Origin of the sequence: Rhodococcoides navarretei, from assembly GCF_038069675.1 — a bacterium.
Classification (GTDB): Bacteria; Actinomycetota; Actinomycetes; order Mycobacteriales; family Mycobacteriaceae; genus Rhodococcoides; species Rhodococcoides navarretei.
In genome coordinates this window covers 157,085-173,678 of sequence record NZ_JBBPCN010000001.1, presented here as the reverse complement: position 1 = coordinate 173,678, position 16,594 = coordinate 157,085, and the positions used below count along the sequence as shown (strand labels likewise).

The window sequence follows — 16,594 nt, the reverse complement described above, 5'->3', positions numbered from 1 at the left end:
TACTATTCCCGTCCATCCTGCCCGTGCTGCACGCGATCGCGGCCTGGCGTCTACCGTCACACGCTAGGTGACGCCAGGCCGCGGGTCTCATCAGACGTCATCGACCGACGCGGAAGGAAGCCATGAACGCACTCGGTCACGCTCTGAGCCTCACCGGATCCATGGCGTGGAGCATCCTGTGGGCACTGATCTTCGGGTTCGCACTGTCGGCCGTCATCCAGGCGGTGGTGCGCCGCTCCGCCATCGTGCGGGCACTCGGCGATCACAGACCACGCACGCTCGCGGTGGCCACCGGCTTCGGAATGGCCTCCTCGTCGTGCTCCTACGCCTCGGTTGCGCTGGCCCGGTCGCTGTTTCGACGGGGAGCCGACTTCACGGCCGCGATGGCATTCGAGATCGCGTCGACCAATCTCGTCATAGAGCTGGGAGTGATCCTCGCGCTGCTGATGGGATGGCAATTCACTCTCGCCGAATTCATGGCCGGCCCGATCATCATCGTGATCGTCGCGCTGCTGTTCCGCGTCGTGCTGCGTCAGAAGGTGCTCGACGCGGCCGCCGAGCAGGCAGACAAGGCACTGGCCGGGTCCATGGAAGGCCACGCGGCGATGGACATGTCCGCCGACGGCGACGGGAGCTTCCTCTCACGTCTGTTTTCCGGCAAAGGTGCCACCGCAGTCGCGAACGTATTCGTGATGGAATGGGCGGCGATCTGGAAAGACCTCATCGGTGGCCTCCTGATCGCAGGAGCCATCGGCGCGTGGGTACCGGACAGCTTCTGGCAAGGATTGTTCCTCGAAGATTCGGGCCTGCTGTCTGCAATATGGGGTCCCATCATCGGACCGATCGTCGGCGTCTTCAGCTTCGTCTGCTCGGTGGGCAACGTCCCGTTGGCTGTGGTGCTGTGGACCGGCGGGATCAGCTTCGGCGGCGTGATGGCGTTCATTTTCGCCGACCTGCTGATTCTGCCGATCCTGAACATCTACCGGAAGTACTACGGAATGGCGATGACGGTCCGCATAACGCTCGTCTTCTACGTCGCGATGGTCGCGACCGGCTACCTCATCGAGATCGTGTTCTCGGTATTGGACCTGGTGCCCGACGCCTCGTCGGCCCACCTTCCCGATGAGGGAATCTCCTGGAACTACACGACGTGGCTCAACATCGTCGCACTGGTACTGGCCGGAGCGCTGGTGACCCGCTTCGTTCGTCAGGGTGGCACCTCGATGCTCTCGATGATGGGCGGGAGCCCGTCCGATTCCGACAGCGGCACCGCCGACTGACACCGGCACGAGCGGTCCCGGTCGAGGATTAGGCTGCACATCATGACCTCGATCGAGCTGCGTGTGTTCACCGAGCCCCAGCAGGGGGCCACCTACGACGACCTCCTTCGCGTCGCGAAGGCAGCCGAGGAATTCGGCTACGGCGCGTTCTTCCGCTCCGATCACTACCTCGCAATGAGCGGTGACGGCGGCCCGGGCCCCACCGACGCGTGGATCACCCTGGCCGGCCTGGCCCGCGAGACGTCGACCATTCGGCTCGGCACCCTCGTCACGTCGGCCACCTTCCGGTACCCGGGACCACTCGCCATCAGCGTCGCGCAGGTCGACGCCATGAGCGGTGGCCGCGTCGACCTCGGCCTCGGTGCCGGCTGGTTCGAGGACGAGCACAAGGCCTACGGAATCCCCTTCCCGGCGCTCGGCGAGCGCTTCGACCGGCTGGAGGAGCAACTCGCCGTCATCACTGGACTCTGGGACACACCGGTGGGCGACACGTTCTCGCACGCAGGCACGCATTACCCCGTCACGGACTCCCCGGCGCTCCCCAAGCCGGTGCAGACCCCGCACCCGCCCATCGTCATCGGCGGTGGCGGCAAGAAGCGCACCCCCGCCCTCGCCGCGAAGTACGCCGACGAGTTCAACATTCCCTTCGCCTCGCTGGCCGACACCGAGACCCAGTTCGGCCGCGTCCGCGCTGCCTGCACCGCCGCCGACCGCGACCCCGATTCCCTCGTCTACTCCAACGCCCTCGTCTTGTGCTGCGGCCGCACCGAAGAAGAAATTGCCCGACGCGCCGCCGCCATCGGCCGCGAGGTATCGGAGCTACGCGAGAACGGTGCCGCCGGTAGCCCCGCCGAACTGGTCGACAAAATCGGCAGCTTCGGAGCGGTCGGTGCCACCCGCGTGTACCTGCAGACCATGGACCTCACCGATCTCGATCACCTCGAACTCGTCGCCTCCGAGGTTCTCCCGCAGCTCTGACCCCGCCGATCGCGCCCACCCACCGAAGTCCACCAAATGTGACATCGACCCCCGAAAAGGCCACCAAATGTCACATCGAGTACCCAAGGGGCCTCGGTCAGGCGGTGGATCGGGCGCGTAGGCGTGCGTATGTCGCACTGATGTGTCGTGCGGCGGGTAGTTCGATCCAGCGGTAGGTGATCTCGGCCAGGACGGCGGTGATGGCGAGGAACACGAGGACTGCCGCCGAGGTTCCGAGGCTCGGCTGGACCGTGTTGTAGGTGCGGTACAGCACGAGCGTGTGCAGCAGGTAGATGGCGTAGCTACGGGTGCCGAGCCAGTGGACCAGGGGCCAGCGGGTGATCGACCCGCTGTATCGGGCCAGCAGGACGACGGCCACGGTGATGACGAACAGCGTCCACAGGTATCGGTAGCCCATCCAGAATGCGTCGGTGTGGATGGCGAGTCGGACCACTTCCACCTGTGCGAGCACAGCGAGGGCCACCCATCGCCACGCCACCAGCCGGGCCCAGGCCAGATAGATGATCTGGCCGAGGAACAAGGTGGGAAGTATCGCCGCGACCCGGGTCAGGAAGGGTACGGCCCAGCCCTCGGGGACGGTGAGGTTGTACAGCAGGATCGACACACACAGGACCGCTCCGACGAGGGGTACCAGGAACGGGGCGCTGCGCAGCACCGATCGCATCGCAGTGCAGTAGAGGTAGAAGACTGCCTGCACGACGAGGGTCCACGTCACGCCGAGCACCAGCACCTGTGGGGTCAGGAAGAATCCGCCCAGAACGAAATTCAACGCCGCGTCGACGATGCCGATACCGATGTCGCCGTTGTTTTCGGCGGCTCCTATCAGCAGTACGAGCACGAGCGTGAACCAGAAGGCGGGTACAAGGCGTGCGAGCCGGGCCACCATGAAGTCCCGACGGGTTTGCCTCATGGCGGATCTGGTCACCAACAGGCCGGTGAGAAGCATGAAGATGCCCACTCCGACGAGAGACAGATGCAGGGTCAGGCCCAGCATTCCATTCAGGACGGCCGCGGAGGCGTCGAGGAACCACCAGGATTCGCCCAGGTCGTCGATCACCCAAAACGAGATGTGGGAGTAGAGGACGGCGAGGGCTGCGATGGCGCGGAGGAGGTGGGCACCGTCCATCTGCACTCGGGGTGCCGCGAAGGGCCGAGCGGCGACGGACTCGTCGACCTCATTCTGGCTCGGCCGGTCCCCACTCACACCGCGAGTTTAGGTTCCGTTCACCTTTCGGACCAATCCGCGGCCGCTCCGCAACTGTTTCGTGATATTCGATGCGAATTCACAGCCGAGAATTCGGCTGTCTCGTTCACACGAATTTATTCCGAGAAAAGCATCTCGGTTACAACTGTTGCACTGGGGGTAGGAATGAGATTGGGTTGAACCCTACGAATGATCCGCAGTAGGACGAACGTGCCCGCATCACATGATGGGTACGGCGTCGTTAGAGAAGGGAACCACGTGTCCGAGTACACCTTGCCCGACCTTGATTTCGATTACTCCGCCCTCGAGCCGCACATCTCGGGCGAGATCAACGAGCTTCATCATTCCAAGCATCACGCCACCTACGTCGCAGGTGCCAACACGGCCCTCGAAAAGCTCGCCGCAGCGCGCGAGAACGACGACCATGCAGCGATCTTCCTGCACGAGAAGAACCTGGCGTTCCACCTCGGTGGCCACGTCAACCATTCCATCTGGTGGAAGAACCTCTCGCCCAACGGTGGCGACAAGCCCGAGGGTGAGCTCGGTGCCGCGATCGACGACCAGTTCGGTTCGTTCGACAAGTTCCGCGCACAGTTCACCGCTGCCGCCAACGGCCTGCAGGGCTCCGGCTGGGCCGTTCTGGGTTACGACTCGCTGGGCAAGAAGCTGCTCACCTTCCAGCTCTACGATCAGCAGGCCAACGTGCCGCTGGGCATCATCCCGCTGCTCCAGGTCGACATGTGGGAGCACGCCTTCTACCTGCAGTACAAGAACGTCAAGGCCGACTACGTGAAGGCGTTCTGGAACGTCGTCAACTGGGCCGACGTCCAGGCTCGTTTCGAGGCCGCCACCTCGAAGACCCCGGGCCTGATCTTCCCGTAGGTTTCGAGATTGCCGCACGACGCGCAATCGCAGACAGGGCCACCGCATCCGTTGCGGTGGCCCTGTCGCTTTTCGAGGTCATACCCGTTCGGTTGCCGAGATCGGTCGGATCGAGGTGATTCCGTGGTCGGGTGTCGCGACAGCCTCGGAGCGGCACGTCGTTCTGCGCGGAGCCTCGGGATTCGGAGTCACGCGCACCTGCACCGAGCCCGTCGTCGTTGCAACGACGACGTCCATCCCGCTGTCCGACGCGGTGGCCGCGGTCGGACGCACGTCGTGGATTCCGGTGAGGCCGTATTCGGTGCGTACTGCGTGTTCGGCGATCTGGACTGCCGTGTCGTCGGTGCACCGACCCCGGTAGTGCTGCAGTGACAACTGCCCACGGTCGTGACCGTCCACCACGGCCGGAGCATTCGCCGGAGTGAGGTTGCCGTAGTAGCTACCCTCCGGCAGCGCCACCATTCCGGCTGCATACCGGTCCCCACCGAGGTGCGTCGATTCCCACACCCGTCCGTCGGGTCGACTCAGAGCGGTCGCCACCGGGCGACCCAACACCGCGCAGCACGGATCTTTCTTCCCGTGCGTACACACCAGGTACAGCGGCTGCTCGACAGATATCCCCAGGCCGGGTGGGGTATCGCCCGAAGCGGCTTCCAACGGCAGCTCGAGCACCTGCTCGACCGCGTCGACCGTGTACTGCTCGGCCCACGGACCCGAACGGCCCGAATGCACGAGGAAGACTCGCCGCACATCGGTCGAATTCCGCGGCAGCCGAGTGTCGCGCACGAGTTGGGGACGTACCCGCGCCGCCGAACAGCGACGGGCAAGTTCGACGCCGATTCGACCCAGCGGACCGTCCGGTCCCCACGGTTCTGTGCCCCACGGCCCTCGGTGTTCGATCAGCACCCAGCCGTCGGCCCTGGCCGCCGTTCCGCGAAGAGACTCGTCGCTCTCACGGGCCACCGCGGCGCAGCCGCCCCAGCGCTCCGATGCAGGCATGTCAGCCACCGAGTCCGGCCGCCGTCTCCACCAACGCCTGCGCGGTGAGTACGTTGCCGAACAGGTAGTCCTTGGACGGCAGTTCGGTCACCCGGGCCCCGAGTCCGATGAAGAGCGGGTTCTGCCGCAATTGCGTCACGGCGTCTTCCGTCCCGGCGTCGGTCAGCAGAACGATGTCGTCGGCATCGAGAACGTCGATCAGTTCGGGACTCACGTCGACGGTCTGCACCGCATCCGACCCACGGTCCTGCTGCGCGGGGGCGCTGTAGCCCAGATCGGCGAGCACCGAGTAAGGAAACGAGCCGTCCTGCGTCATGTATCGAAGCGAGTCGGCGCGCACCCGTGCGATGGTCAACGTGCTGCCCTCGCGCGGTGCCCGAGCCTGCGACTCGTCCACCGTGCGCCGATAGTCGGCCAACAAGTTCTCGGCCGTGTCCTGCTGGTCGAAGAATTCCGCCACCTGCTCGAGGGTGCTCTGCCACGACGCCGGCGCGTAGTCCACGACGACGGTCGGTGCGATCGGGGCGACGCGGTCGAACAACGCTCGACTGTCCTCACCCTCCGTTCGCATCACGATCAGGTCCGGTCCGGCCGCCGTCAGCGCCTCGATGTCGATGTCGGAGTCGGCCGATCCGATGTCCACCGGTTCGTCGGCGAGAAGGGCACGTACGACGGGCGCGTAGTCACCGGTGAGCGGCGGCTTCACTGCTGCGACCGGCTGCACTCCCAGGGCCACGACCGCTTCCATCGTGCGGTCCCCGTCGAGCACGGCAACGCGCTGCGGATCCACCGGAATGCTCGTCTCACCGAATGCGTGCTGCACGGTGCGGACGTCACCTGGGTTCTCCTGGGTGCTCGTCGCGTCCGCACTGCACGCAGTGACCGCGACGGCGACCAGGCATGACACGACCGCGACACCGAGCCGCCCACCGATTCGTCCGAATTTCATCGAAGGAGCGTATCCGGTGGCAATGCGCAGCGGGGCAGCTACGTTTCGGCTGGCACTCTCCCCATCTTGTGTGCCAGCCGCTTTCGGGTCATTCTCTTCTTTACCCAACGTCGTGTACCCGGCTAGCGCCCTGTACCTGTCTGGGAGGAAAGATCGAGATGGACGAGCGAAATCTCATCGGTGTTTCACCGTTTCATGCCGCCGGTCTGCTGCGCGGATTCGTGATCTCGGGCCGCTGGCCGGACACCACCAAGGAATGGGCTCAGTTCCTGGCCCTCGCCGTGCGGGTGGCCTCGATGCCGGGCATATTGGCCACGTCGACGGTGTTCGGTGTACGTGAGGAATTGCCCGACGACCCGGAGCCGGGCACGGTCGGATTGGTCGTCGCCGAGGGTCCGGTGATCGGCGATTTCGCGCTGGCGCCCGGACGGTTCGCCGCGCATCAACCTGCTGCGTTACTGATGCTGCATCCGCCCTCGGAGACCACGCCCACGCTCCCGGAGTGTGCGGGCGCGGCGTCCGGGTGCGTCCTGCTCCCCGGCCTTCCTCACCTCGGGCTCGACCATCGGGCGGCCTGGGTGGAAGCCGAGTCCGACGGCACCGTGACCTCGATGGTCAGCCGGGTCGGTCTCGATCCCATCAGCGATCCCGACACCGCAGTTTTGGCGATGCTCCTCGCGTCGTGACCGCTACCCGTACACAAGGTTTCGGGGACCCAAACTTATTGCGGCATTGGACATTTCACGATCGACCTCCTACAGTCGTCTGCAGCGAAGGGGAGTAGCCCCCAATCATCGTGTCGACATACTGGCCGCTTCTGCTGCCCGGCACGGTGAACCGGAGAGATTCGGTGGGCGAGACCTTCGGTCCGTTCGACGACCGAGGAGTCCGCTGTGCTGTCCGCATTGTTGTTGAGTTTCGCTGTCATTTTCGTCGCCGAGCTGGGTGACAAGTCCCAGCTCATGGCCATGACATTCGCCCTGCGCTACAAGTGGTACGTCGTCATCGGCGGCATCACCGTGGCCACCACTGTCGTGCACCTGGTCTCGGTGGCGGTCGGGCACTTCCTCGGGGTGTCGATCCCCACCGAGGCGATATCCATCGTCGGCGGCCTCGCATTCGTCATCTTCGGGCTCTGGACGCTGCGCGGCGACTCCCTGTCCGACGACGAAGGCGCGAAAGCCTCCCGGGTCACCAAGTCCGCGTTCCTCGCGATCGCGTCGGCGTTCTTCCTGGCCGAGCTCGGTGACAAGACGATGCTGGCCACCGTCACCCTCGCGGCCGACAACGACTGGGTGGGCGTGTGGATCGGCTCGACGGTCGGCATGGTCGCAGCCGATGCACTTGCCATCGTGGTCGGTGCAGTGCTCGGAAAGCACCTGCCGGAGCGCGTCATTCAGTTCGGCGCGGCAATTCTGTTCTTCGTCTTCGGTGCCGTCCTGTTCTTCGAGGGCCTGATGCCCGGCACCGCAGCCCCGTACATCGCCGCCGGAGTGGTCGTCGTGATGTCCGCCGTCGTCGTCGCCGTGTTCGTTCGACGCTCCCGCACCAGGGCAGCGCGGGAATCGTTGGAGCAGACCACCAGCGAAGACGCCTGACCTTGGTTTACACTCCTCCTCCGGAGGGGTGAATGAACATCGACCAGCAGGTCATCGGCACCGACGCCGCACATCGATCGACCGACCGGCTGATCAGAATCTTCGGCCGGTTCGTCGCCACCGGCTATCTCATCTACCTGTTGCTGTTGATCCCGGATATCGCGCGCAGCGCTGAAGTGGTTCCCGGTTGGTGGACTCCGGTCACAGCTGTGGTCGTGTTCGGCAGTGGTTTCGCGTTCGGAGCCATGACTTTTCATCCGAGTATCGCCGCGATCAGGATTGCCGGCTCGATAGCAGCATCGACGTTCACGATCATGGCTCTGCTGTGGTGGGTGGCCTGGGACGGCACCACTTTCGATCAGGCCGGGACATTTCTCTCGGTGTTTCCCGGCCTGGCAGCACTCGCGGCCGCCACGGTGTGGCCTCCGGTCCCGGCATTCGTCCACATGACCGTCAGCGTCGTCGTCGTGCAGCTCACCAATCAGGCTGTGCGAGAACCGTTTCCTCGCAGCAACATCATCGCGGAGATATTCTTCGCGATGATGTTCTGCACGGTGTTCGTGGCCGCAACCCTCGCCGCAGTACGCACCGGACGGATTCTCGACGCCACCATCTCCGCGACGCACGACGACGCAGCCCGAGCAGCCGCGGCCACCGCCCGCGAGGTCGAGCGTGAGCGGTTCGACGCGCTGATCCACGACGAGGTCATGTCGTCCCTGCTCGCCGTGACTCGACATGGCCGCACGCCGAGCCTGGCACGTCAGGCCCGCTCGGCTCTGACACATCTGGACGACCTGACCACCGGTGCCGTCTCTCACAGCTTCTCCGCGGACGAGGCTCTGGCTCAGCTGCGTTCCGCTGCGACCACGGTCGACGAGTCGATCGAATTCACCGTACACATGGAACAGCCCGAACGATCGGAGGACTACCCGGCCGACGTCGTCAGATCCATTGCTGCAGCTCTCGCAGAGGCTCTGCGCAACAGTCGAATTCACGCGCAGGCATCGGACCGATCGGTCGGCGTCCGGCTGGCTCCGTCGTCATTGCAGGTCACCGTTCGCGACAACGGTATCGGCTTCGATCGACGCTCGGTACCCCCGCACCGACTCGGTGTCGCCGTCAGTATCGAAGGCAGGATGCGTCAGCTCGACGGCGGATCGGCCGACATCCACTCCTCCGCCGCAGGCACCACCGTCCAACTGAGGTGGAAACGATGAACGGGCAGGACATCCGGGATCTGCTGTCGATGAAGTCGACGGCCGCGTACGCCGTCGCAGTGTTCTTCGTGCTCGCGTGCGCGGTCTGCGCGACAGCGACCCTGGACGGAGTGTCCTCGGTGTGGCCCGAATACGCGGCGGTTCTCGTGTTCACCGGAGCCGTCGCCGTATTGCTCGGTGCCGCGGGCGATCCCCTGAGCGTGCGGGCGACCGCCCTGCTGACCGTATCGGGTCCGGTGGCAGCGGCGTTCGTCTTCGCGGTGTTACCGGTACCGCTGACGGGCAGCCTGCAGACCTGGCCGTTGGGGATGTCCGTGGTGATCTACACCTTCATGTGCGTTCGCGGTCGCACCCTGGCCGCGTGGCTCGGGCTGGCACTGACCATGTCGGTGGCCATCGGGTGGGCGGTGGTGACGGGCCAGGGATTTCTGTACGGGCTGTCGTTCAGCGCCATCAACATCGCGCCGCTGTTGATGGCGACGTTCTTCGCCTTCACCATCCGTCCGTTGGCCGCGGCCATCTTCGAGCTGCGCAGGCAGTCGACGGTGCGTATCGCGTCCCAGGCTGCGGCGGCGGCCGTCCTCGAGGAGCGGGACGCCCGCCTGGCCAGTCTCGACGCGTTGGCCCGTCCGTTGCTGCAGCGCATCGCCGACGGTCCCGATCCCACCGACGAGGAAATCCTCGCGTGTCGGCTGCTCGAAGCCGAACTGCGCGACACCCTGCGGGCCCGCGGTCTCGTGAAGCCCGACCTCATTCTCGCTGCGAGATCGGCTCGGGCGCGCGGAGTGGAGGTGATGATGCTCGACGACCGCACACCGGACGCACTCGACGACGACGCACGAGACCGCATCGTGGCCGCTGCATCGAGTGCGCTCGATGCCGCCGAAGCCGGCGCGGTGACGGTCCGCCTCCTGCCTCCCGGACGGACCGTGGCGGCGACGATTCTGCTCGACGACCTGGGCGACGGGACGCAGCGAGTCGAGTACGACGAAGCCGGTCACATCCGGCGCTGAGCGGTGGTTTGGACCGCTGCTCCCCTGGCTACTCTGCGGCGGACCAGTCGGTCTGTACAGCTGCAGCCGGTGAACGGAGATCTTCAATGGCACTCGATCGTCGCTCGTTTCTGATCGGATCCGGTGCTGCCGCAGTGCCGTTGCTGTTGGCGGGGTGCGGCTTCGTGAAGTCCAGCCCGTCGCAACAGACCGAGGGCACGCTGACGTTCACCACGTGGGGTACCGATGCCGAGTTGGCCGGCTTCCGGGACTCGATCAGCGCGTTCGAGGCGGCCAATCCCGGGTCGACGATCACTCTCAACGCAGTGCCGTACGAGCAGATGTTCACCAACATCGACGCCCAGCTCCAGGCGGGCAATCCGCCCGACATCTTCCGCGTTCCGTACTACACGTTCGGCGCGTACGCCGGCCGCGGCCAACTGCTGGATCTGTCGCCGCTGTTGGCGTCGGACACGCGGGATCAGTTCACGCCGACAGCGTGGGCTGCCGTGCAGAACGGCGGAATCCCCTACGGCCTGCCGCACCACACCGACACCTCGGCGATTCTGGTGAATCGAAACCTGTTGTCGCAGGCCGGTATCGACTCGGTTCCGACAACTCTGGACGACGCCTGGACGTGGGACGAGCTGGCGTCGATCGGCGATCGGCTGCGTTCCTCGCTGCCGGCCGACAAGTATCCGTGGGCCTACAACTGGCAGGGCAACGGTGTCACCCGCTGGCTGAGCCTGTTGTTCCAAGCCGGCGGTGCGTTCCTGGCCGAGGACCAGAAGACGCCACTGATCGACTCCGACGAGGCCCGCCGCGCCGTCGACTTCTCGTCGTCGTTCTTCTCGAAGGGCTACGTGCCGGCCAACAACACCATCGCGTCGTCGAGCTACGCCAGCGAGGCGTGGTTCTCGCAATCGGTGGCGATGGTGTGGTCGGGTGCGTTCCAATTGCCCGACGCCGAAGCCACGGCCAGTTTCGACTGGACCGCCACCTACGCGCCGCGAGATCGCCGGGGCGGCGGCGACTTCGGCGGCAACGCACTCGTGGCGACGTCGCAGACCTCACAGCCGGAGCTGGCGGCGTCGTTCCTCGAGTTCGTCACCCAGCAGGAGCAGATGCGCAACTTCTGCAGGGCCGCGTCGCTGCTGCCGACGCGCACCGACCTGCTCAACTCCGACCTCGAGTTCGACATCCGGTCGGAGCTGGCCCCGATCTTCGCGGCGCAGGCGACCACGGTGCAGCCGCAGGATGCAGCTCAGGTGGCGTCACCGTCGATGTCGGCGATCATTCCGGTTCTGAAGGAGCAGCTCGATCTCGCCTTCGCGGGTTCCCAGGATTCCGCCGCCACCGTCTCCGCGTTGCAGAGCGGCATCGCCGGGGTCACCGGCGCATGACGGCTGTAGTACGAGCGAAGACCAAGCGCGCCGGTGCCAGGAAAGAAGCATTCGCGGCCGCCGGATTTCTGGCCCCCAGCTATGCACTGTTGGCCGTCTTCGTGCTCGTTCCCCTCGTCGCCGCGTTCGTCGTCAGCCTGCAGCAGACCGACGGATTCGGTGCCGGCGAGTTCGTCGGGGCGGCCAATTACGCACGCCTGGTGGAGGATCCGCTGTTCAGGCGGGCGCTGATCAACACGCTGCTGTTCACCGCGTTGGTCACTCCGCTGTCGATGCTGTTCGGTCTCATCGCCGCGGTACTGCTCAATTCCGCGTTACCCGCCCGTCCGCTGTGGCGATCGCTCGTGATCCTGCCGATGGCGGTCTCGGGCGTCGCGACCGGCCTGATCGGCATTTTGGTGTTCGACCAGAACTCGGGCGTGCTCAACAACCTGATCGGTTTCCTCGGGCTACCTGCTATCGATTGGCAGTCCTCTCCCGGGCCGGCTTTCGCGTCGATCGTCATCGCCACCGTGTGGTGGCGCACCGGGTTGAACATGCTGATCTACCTGGCCGGCCTTCAAGGCCTCGGTCCCGACCTGTACGAGGCAGCCCGGCTGGACGGCGCGAACGCATTCCAACGCTTCCGCAACGTGACGGTGCCACTGCTGGGTCCGACGTCGTTCTTCCTGCTGGTGCTCAATGTCATCTACTCGTTCCAGGTGTTCGATCTGGTCTTCGTTCTCACCGGCGGCGGACCGGGCGGGGCGACGTCGGTACTGGTCACGTACGCCTACGAGACGGGCTTCGTCACCCGAGATCAGGGCTATGCAGCATCGATCGGGATGGTGCTGTTCCTGTTCGCCCTCACGTTCGCCGCCGCGCAGTGGCGCGCGAGCCGAACGAAGGATCTGGTCGAATGAGCGGGCCCAGAAACGCGTCCGCTCGTCGCGCACTGGTGCTGCGCACCGTGATCATCGCCGTCATCGGCCTGATCACCGTCGCGCCCCTGTATTGGATGCTGGCCGTGGCGTTCTCGACTCGCGGGGAGTTGCTCGGCGGCGGCGAGCTGCGGCTGTGGCCACGTCAGGTGACGTGGGAGAACGTCACCCGCGTGTTCGACTCGTTCCCGGTCGCGACGTGGCTGGGAAATTCGATCGCCATTGCCGTCGTGGTCACGATCATCACCGTGGTGACGAGTCTGCTCGCGGGATATGCGTTCGCGCACTTGAAGTTCCGGTTCTCGACGCCGTTGTTCTTCATCGCGCTGGCGACGTTGGTGCTGCCGGTGCAGGTGATCATGGTGGCGTTGTTCCGCATCGTCGTCGGGCTCGGCCTGTACGGCACGTACTGGGCGGTGATCCTGCCGAGTTCGGCATCGGCGTTCGGGCTGTTCCTCGCACGCCAATTCATGCTCGGCATTCCGCGTGAGCTGCTCGAGGCGGCGCGTCTGGACGGTGCCGGTCACTGGCAGATCTTCCGACGGGTCGTGCTGCCGCTGTCGGGACCGCTGATCGCCGTACTCGCATTCATGAGCCTGCTGCAATCGTGGAACGACTTCGCGTGGCCGTTGATCGCACTGCGAGAGAACGAACTGTTCACGTTGCCCATCGGACTGCTGTACCTGCAGGGCCAGGCGAACAGCGACTACGGTGCCACGATGGCGTTCGCGCTGATCAACGTCGTGCCGATGGCGTTGCTGTTTCTGTTCTTCCAGAAATACTTCATCGCCGGATTCGCGCGCAGCGGGATCAAGTAGGCCTCCCTCCAGGGCGCCTGAGGGTGGGTGAGGTGTCCCGCCGGTTATGGTGCAAGCGACTAGGAGGTCGCAGCCTGTGCCGCGGCCCGCCACCGTGAGCGAAGGGGATCGTACGACGTGGAAATTTCAGGAACAGCAGCACTTGTCACCGGCGGGGCATCGGGCCTCGGTGCCGCAACGGCCGCACGTCTGGCCGCCGCGGGCGTCACCGTCTTCGGCCTGGATCTGCCGCAGTCCATCGAGCGCGCCGGGGACAGCGTCCCGGCCGGGGTGACACTGCTCCCCGCGGACGTCACCAGCGAAGCCGAGGTCGAGGCCGCACTGGACACGATCGTCGCATCCGGTGTGCCGCTGCGCATCGTCGTCAACTGTGCAGGCGTCGGCTGGGCGGGCCGCATCCTGTCCAAGAAGGGACCGCACGATCTCGAGCTGTTCCGCACCGTCATCACCATCAACCTCCTCGGCACGTTCAACGTGATGCGACTGGCCGCGAATCGGATGCAGTCGCAGGCCACCGTCGACGACGCAGGCCAGCGCGGCGTCGTCATCAACACCGCGTCGGTCGCGGCGTTCGAGGGACAGATCGGGCAGATCGCCTACACCGCCTCCAAGGGCGGCGTGCACGCGATGACCATCACCGCTGCTCGCGACCTCGCGCAGGTCGGCATCCGCGTCAACACCATCGCCCCCGGCATCGTCGACACCCCGATGCTGGCCGGCGTCACCGAGGAATACCGCCAGGGCCTCGAGGCGTCGGTGCCGTTCCCCTCGCGTCTGGCGCAGCCCACCGAGTACGCGCAGCTGGTCCAGATGATCGCCGAGCACGATTACCTCAACGGCGAGACCATCCGCATGGACGGCGCGATCCGCATGGCACCGCGTTAATCACCGACCACTCCGCGTGGCCCCGCCTGTCGAGGTGGGGTCACGCGCGGGCGCGTAGATCCGCCACCGTCGGAATCTCTTTCTCGGCGCGGTCGGACATCCACTCGCGCAACACTTTTGTCGCCAGAACATCGTCCTCGTTGTAGACGAGCAGTCGCTCACGCTGCGTCTGATCGGGCTCCGCGTCGTAGCCGACGGCCTCGCGGTACCAGCCCATCGACGCCTCGCCGCCGGCCTCGTCGTCACGCCAGGCGAAACCCGCGACCGGCGCAATCTTCTTCAGGCCCTTGCCGTTCGGGCAGATGAACTGATCGCTGACGGCCTGGTAGATGTCCACCCACTGCTCGCTGTCGATGAACTCGCGAATCTGCGCCTCGGTGGGAACCCCGGGAACGTCGGCGAAACGGCGAGCCGAATCGAGCAGCCACTTGTCTTCCGCCTGCCGCGAATAGCAGTACGCAGCAAAGGTTTTGCCGCGCGCAGCCGCGTCTGCCCTGGTATCCATCAACCAGTTCCAGAACACCGCGAACGAGCGGCCCTCGTCCACGGTCGGCAGCGGATCCCACGTGACGAAACCGCGATACGTCGGCGGCGGACCGCCCGCCTCGGTGAGCAGCGTGCCCCACAGATACGCGCCGTGTTCCTGATAGCTCTCCATGTCCACGTCCACCTCGACGTCGGCGCGATGCACCGTCACGGTCTCCGAGCGCCGCAGCAACGGCACGTCGGCTCGCCAGGCCAGCGCCGCGGACACGGCGTCGTCGAAGTTTCCGAAGGGCCATTCCTCGGGAGCCGGGCCGGTCCACTGCGCCAACTCGTCGATGGTGCGCACGCCGGCACTGCGCAGCACATCGGCGCGGGACCCGGAGGCGACCAGCGAGACGTCACGAACGGCCTCGAGTTGCGGCTTGCAGTCGAACCACCACGAACACGAACGACATTCACTCACCTGGGAGGGAACGGTGAACGCGGCCCCCTGGGCTACCGAGAGCCGGTCTGCGAAGCGGGTGTCGTATTCATCGAGGACCGTGGTGAGATCGTGCACCAGCATGCACTCGCCCTTGTAGCCCACTGCGCCGCCGACGGGGGTGGCCGTGGCCAGGCCCTCATGCGTCAGCATGCGATACAGATGAGCGAGCCGGAGTTGGTCGCGCAACTGACTGCGCACCTTGCGGGTCTCGTCGATCGATGGAGACCACCGGTCCAGTGGGGTGGTGCGCGCGCCGCGGCCGGGGTCGGTGACCTTGTGGTTGACGACGATCACCGGGATGTAGCCACCCGCCGCGTCGCGGACGAGCAGTTCGCTGCGACCGCGTCGGCCGGTGTCACGTTCGAGGGGCAGTACCGCGTTCCAGATACGTTCCACTCCGGCTCGGCAGGCGGCGACGGTGGCGTCGGCAGCGTCGCGGGCAGTGGGTTCGTCGATCTCGATCCACAGCATCGGATCGTCCACGGCCAACTGCGCGCGGACGTTCTCCCGGTGAGCCTGAGCTGCTTCTCGGCGCTGGCGTACTCCTGGGTTCTCGGGTTCGCCGCGCAACAACGACCCGTACGCCGTGTCGAGATAGAGACGATGCCGACACCGCGTCAACGATCCGGCGTCGAGCAGCACGGGCACCGGTGATGTGGCTGCCGCACCTCGTTGACCGTTCACACTGCTAGACACTAGGTCAGCCCTCCGACAGCCGGTACAGATCACCGCCCGTCAGCCTGCGAACACCACCGCCCGATAAGGTGTGTGGAACGCACCGTTTCCGCCTAGCAGCACACGTCAGGAGCCTTGTCGATGGGTTTGTTCCGCAAGCGTAAGGGTCGAGCCACTCGTAAGGCAGAGGCCAAGGCACTCAAGCACAAGGCAACGTTGGAAGCGAAGCTCGGCGCGAAGAACGAGCGCAAGCAGTTGAAGTCGATCGCCAAGGCGCAGCGCAAGCTCAGCGCGGTGGAGGCGAAGTCGCAGAAGAACGTCGAGAAAGCGCAGGTGTCTGCTCTGAAAGCCCAGCAGAAGGCTGCGGTGCAGGGAACGCTGAGCGTGGCTCAGATCCGCAAGTACCTCGGTATCGCTCGACTGCTGATTCCGGTGTTGGCCCCCATTCTGTACCGCGGTGCGACGGTCGTTCGCGCGCAGCTCGACAGCCGCAAGGCACAGCAGCTCGGCATCGCTCCCGATCAGCTCAGCGAATACACCGGCCACGGCGGCAAGCTCAGTGCCCGCATCGCCGGTGCCGAGAAGTCGCTCAGCACCATCGGTGCACGCCACTCCGATCCCGAGACCAAGAGTTTCGGTGCTGCGATCAGCGAGCGTCTGGACGATCTCACCACCGCTGTCCGCGCGTCCGAGCAGATGCCGCCCGCTCGCCGCAAGACCGCACACGCCGCGATCTCCGCAGAGCTCGACGGCATCGAAGCCGATCTGCTCGCCCGTCTCGGCGTGCGCTGACCTGCTGAACA

The 16,594-nt window shown here is 65.5% G+C and carries 16 protein-coding genes; 12 read left to right on the top strand and 4 right to left on the bottom strand.

Annotated elements, in window-relative coordinates; translation table 11 throughout:
• The first annotated feature begins 122 nt into the window (after positions 1-122).
• Together AABD04_RS00910 and AABD04_RS00905 are read left to right on the top strand one after the other, a co-directional pair.
• Positions 123-1,280 carry a permease gene (locus AABD04_RS00910; RefSeq protein WP_341439885.1) on the top strand — a complete coding sequence of 386 codons (1,158 nt, stop codon included), beginning with the start codon at positions 123-125 and terminating at the stop codon, positions 1,278-1,280.
• A gap of 51 nt (positions 1,281-1,331) precedes the next feature.
• Positions 1,332-2,258: an LLM class F420-dependent oxidoreductase gene (locus AABD04_RS00905; RefSeq protein ID WP_341442914.1), complete on the top strand. Its 927-nt coding sequence runs from the start codon at positions 1,332-1,334 to the stop codon at positions 2,256-2,258.
• A 97-nt stretch (positions 2,259-2,355) separates the two neighbouring features.
• On the opposite strand, the gene AABD04_RS00900 is transcribed toward AABD04_RS00905, so the two are convergent.
• On the bottom strand, positions 2,356-3,483 hold the full coding sequence (locus AABD04_RS00900) for an acyltransferase family protein (protein ID WP_341439884.1): 1,128 nt from the start codon (positions 3,481-3,483) through the stop codon (positions 2,356-2,358).
• Between the two features lie 258 nt (positions 3,484-3,741).
• Here AABD04_RS00900 and AABD04_RS00895 point away from each other — a divergent pair, with 258 nt between their 5' ends.
• Positions 3,742-4,365, top strand: coding sequence for a superoxide dismutase (locus tag AABD04_RS00895; protein ID WP_032380929.1), 624 nt, complete (start codon positions 3,742-3,744; stop codon positions 4,363-4,365).
• 78 nt (positions 4,366-4,443) lie between these two features.
• Here the strand turns inward: AABD04_RS00895 and AABD04_RS00890 are convergent, their stop codons facing one another.
• The gene (locus AABD04_RS00890) at positions 4,444-5,364 is read right to left on the bottom strand and encodes a sucrase ferredoxin (RefSeq protein ID WP_341439883.1); all 921 of its coding nucleotides are present in this window, start codon (positions 5,362-5,364) and stop codon (positions 4,444-4,446) included.
• A gap of 1 nt (position 5,365) precedes the next feature.
• Positions 5,366-6,313 carry an ABC transporter substrate-binding protein gene (locus AABD04_RS00885; RefSeq protein WP_341439882.1) on the bottom strand — a complete coding sequence of 316 codons (948 nt, stop codon included), beginning with the start codon at positions 6,311-6,313 and terminating at the stop codon, positions 5,366-5,368.
• Positions 6,314-6,471: 158 nt separating this feature from the next.
• Between AABD04_RS00885 and AABD04_RS00880 the strand changes: the two genes are divergently transcribed.
• From AABD04_RS00880 to AABD04_RS00845, 8 genes are all read left to right on the top strand, one after another.
• Positions 6,472-6,999, top strand: coding sequence for a peptidase (locus AABD04_RS00880; protein ID WP_243595843.1), 528 nt, complete (start codon positions 6,472-6,474; stop codon positions 6,997-6,999).
• A gap of 207 nt (positions 7,000-7,206) precedes the next feature.
• Positions 7,207-7,911 (top strand): TMEM165/GDT1 family protein, encoded by a 705-nt coding sequence (locus AABD04_RS00875; protein ID WP_341439881.1) that lies wholly within the window; start codon positions 7,207-7,209, stop codon positions 7,909-7,911.
• 32 nt (positions 7,912-7,943) lie between these two features.
• Positions 7,944-9,128, top strand: coding sequence for a sensor histidine kinase (locus AABD04_RS00870; protein ID WP_341439880.1), 1,185 nt, complete (start codon positions 7,944-7,946; stop codon positions 9,126-9,128).
• Entirely contained in the window at positions 9,125-10,141 is a 1,017-nt protein-coding gene (locus tag AABD04_RS00865; protein WP_341439879.1) for a hypothetical protein, read from the top strand. Before AABD04_RS00870 ends, AABD04_RS00865 begins: the two co-directional genes overlap by 4 nt.
• A gap of 86 nt (positions 10,142-10,227) precedes the next feature.
• Positions 10,228-11,523, top strand: coding sequence for an ABC transporter substrate-binding protein (locus AABD04_RS00860; protein ID WP_341439878.1), 1,296 nt, complete (start codon positions 10,228-10,230; stop codon positions 11,521-11,523).
• The gene (locus AABD04_RS00855) at positions 11,520-12,425 is read left to right on the top strand and encodes a carbohydrate ABC transporter permease (RefSeq protein ID WP_341439877.1); all 906 of its coding nucleotides are present in this window, start codon (positions 11,520-11,522) and stop codon (positions 12,423-12,425) included. The genes AABD04_RS00860 and AABD04_RS00855 overlap by 4 nt, the downstream gene beginning before the upstream one ends.
• Positions 12,422-13,261 carry a carbohydrate ABC transporter permease gene (locus AABD04_RS00850; protein WP_068045038.1) on the top strand — a complete coding sequence of 280 codons (840 nt, stop codon included), beginning with the start codon at positions 12,422-12,424 and terminating at the stop codon, positions 13,259-13,261. Before AABD04_RS00855 ends, AABD04_RS00850 begins: the two co-directional genes overlap by 4 nt.
• A gap of 117 nt (positions 13,262-13,378) precedes the next feature.
• Entirely contained in the window at positions 13,379-14,146 is a 768-nt protein-coding gene (locus AABD04_RS00845; protein WP_243595837.1) for an SDR family NAD(P)-dependent oxidoreductase, read from the top strand.
• Positions 14,147-14,186: 40 nt separating this feature from the next.
• Here the strand turns inward: AABD04_RS00845 and AABD04_RS00840 are convergent, their stop codons facing one another.
• On the bottom strand, positions 14,187-15,800 hold the full coding sequence (locus tag AABD04_RS00840) for a TM0106 family RecB-like putative nuclease (protein WP_423228103.1): 1,614 nt from the start codon (positions 15,798-15,800) through the stop codon (positions 14,187-14,189).
• A gap of 132 nt (positions 15,801-15,932) precedes the next feature.
• On the opposite strand from AABD04_RS00840, the gene AABD04_RS00835 reads away from it, so the two are divergent.
• A complete protein-coding gene (locus AABD04_RS00835; protein ID WP_341439876.1) occupies positions 15,933-16,583 on the top strand; it encodes a DUF6474 family protein in 651 nt (216 codons plus the stop codon).
• The last annotated feature ends 11 nt before the right edge of the window (positions 16,584-16,594 follow it).

Coding starts and splice junctions, on each gene's coding strand:
- AABD04_RS00910 (WP_341439885.1), top strand. CDS start 123: ATGAACGCACTCGGTCACGCTCTGAGCCTCACCGGATCCATGGCGTGG.
- AABD04_RS00890 (WP_341439883.1), bottom strand. CDS start 5,364: ATGCCTGCATCGGAGCGCTGGGGCGGCTGCGCCGCGGTGGCCCGTGAG.
- AABD04_RS00885 (WP_341439882.1), bottom strand. CDS start 6,313: ATGAAATTCGGACGAATCGGTGGGCGGCTCGGTGTCGCGGTCGTGTCA.
- AABD04_RS00880 (WP_243595843.1), top strand. CDS start 6,472: ATGGACGAGCGAAATCTCATCGGTGTTTCACCGTTTCATGCCGCCGGT.
- AABD04_RS00870 (WP_341439880.1), top strand. CDS start 7,944: ATGAACATCGACCAGCAGGTCATCGGCACCGACGCCGCACATCGATCG.
- AABD04_RS00865 (WP_341439879.1), top strand. CDS start 9,125: ATGAACGGGCAGGACATCCGGGATCTGCTGTCGATGAAGTCGACGGCC.
- AABD04_RS00860 (WP_341439878.1), top strand. CDS start 10,228: ATGGCACTCGATCGTCGCTCGTTTCTGATCGGATCCGGTGCTGCCGCA.
- AABD04_RS00855 (WP_341439877.1), top strand. CDS start 11,520: ATGACGGCTGTAGTACGAGCGAAGACCAAGCGCGCCGGTGCCAGGAAA.
- AABD04_RS00850 (WP_068045038.1), top strand. CDS start 12,422: ATGAGCGGGCCCAGAAACGCGTCCGCTCGTCGCGCACTGGTGCTGCGC.
- AABD04_RS00835 (WP_341439876.1), top strand. CDS start 15,933: ATGGGTTTGTTCCGCAAGCGTAAGGGTCGAGCCACTCGTAAGGCAGAG.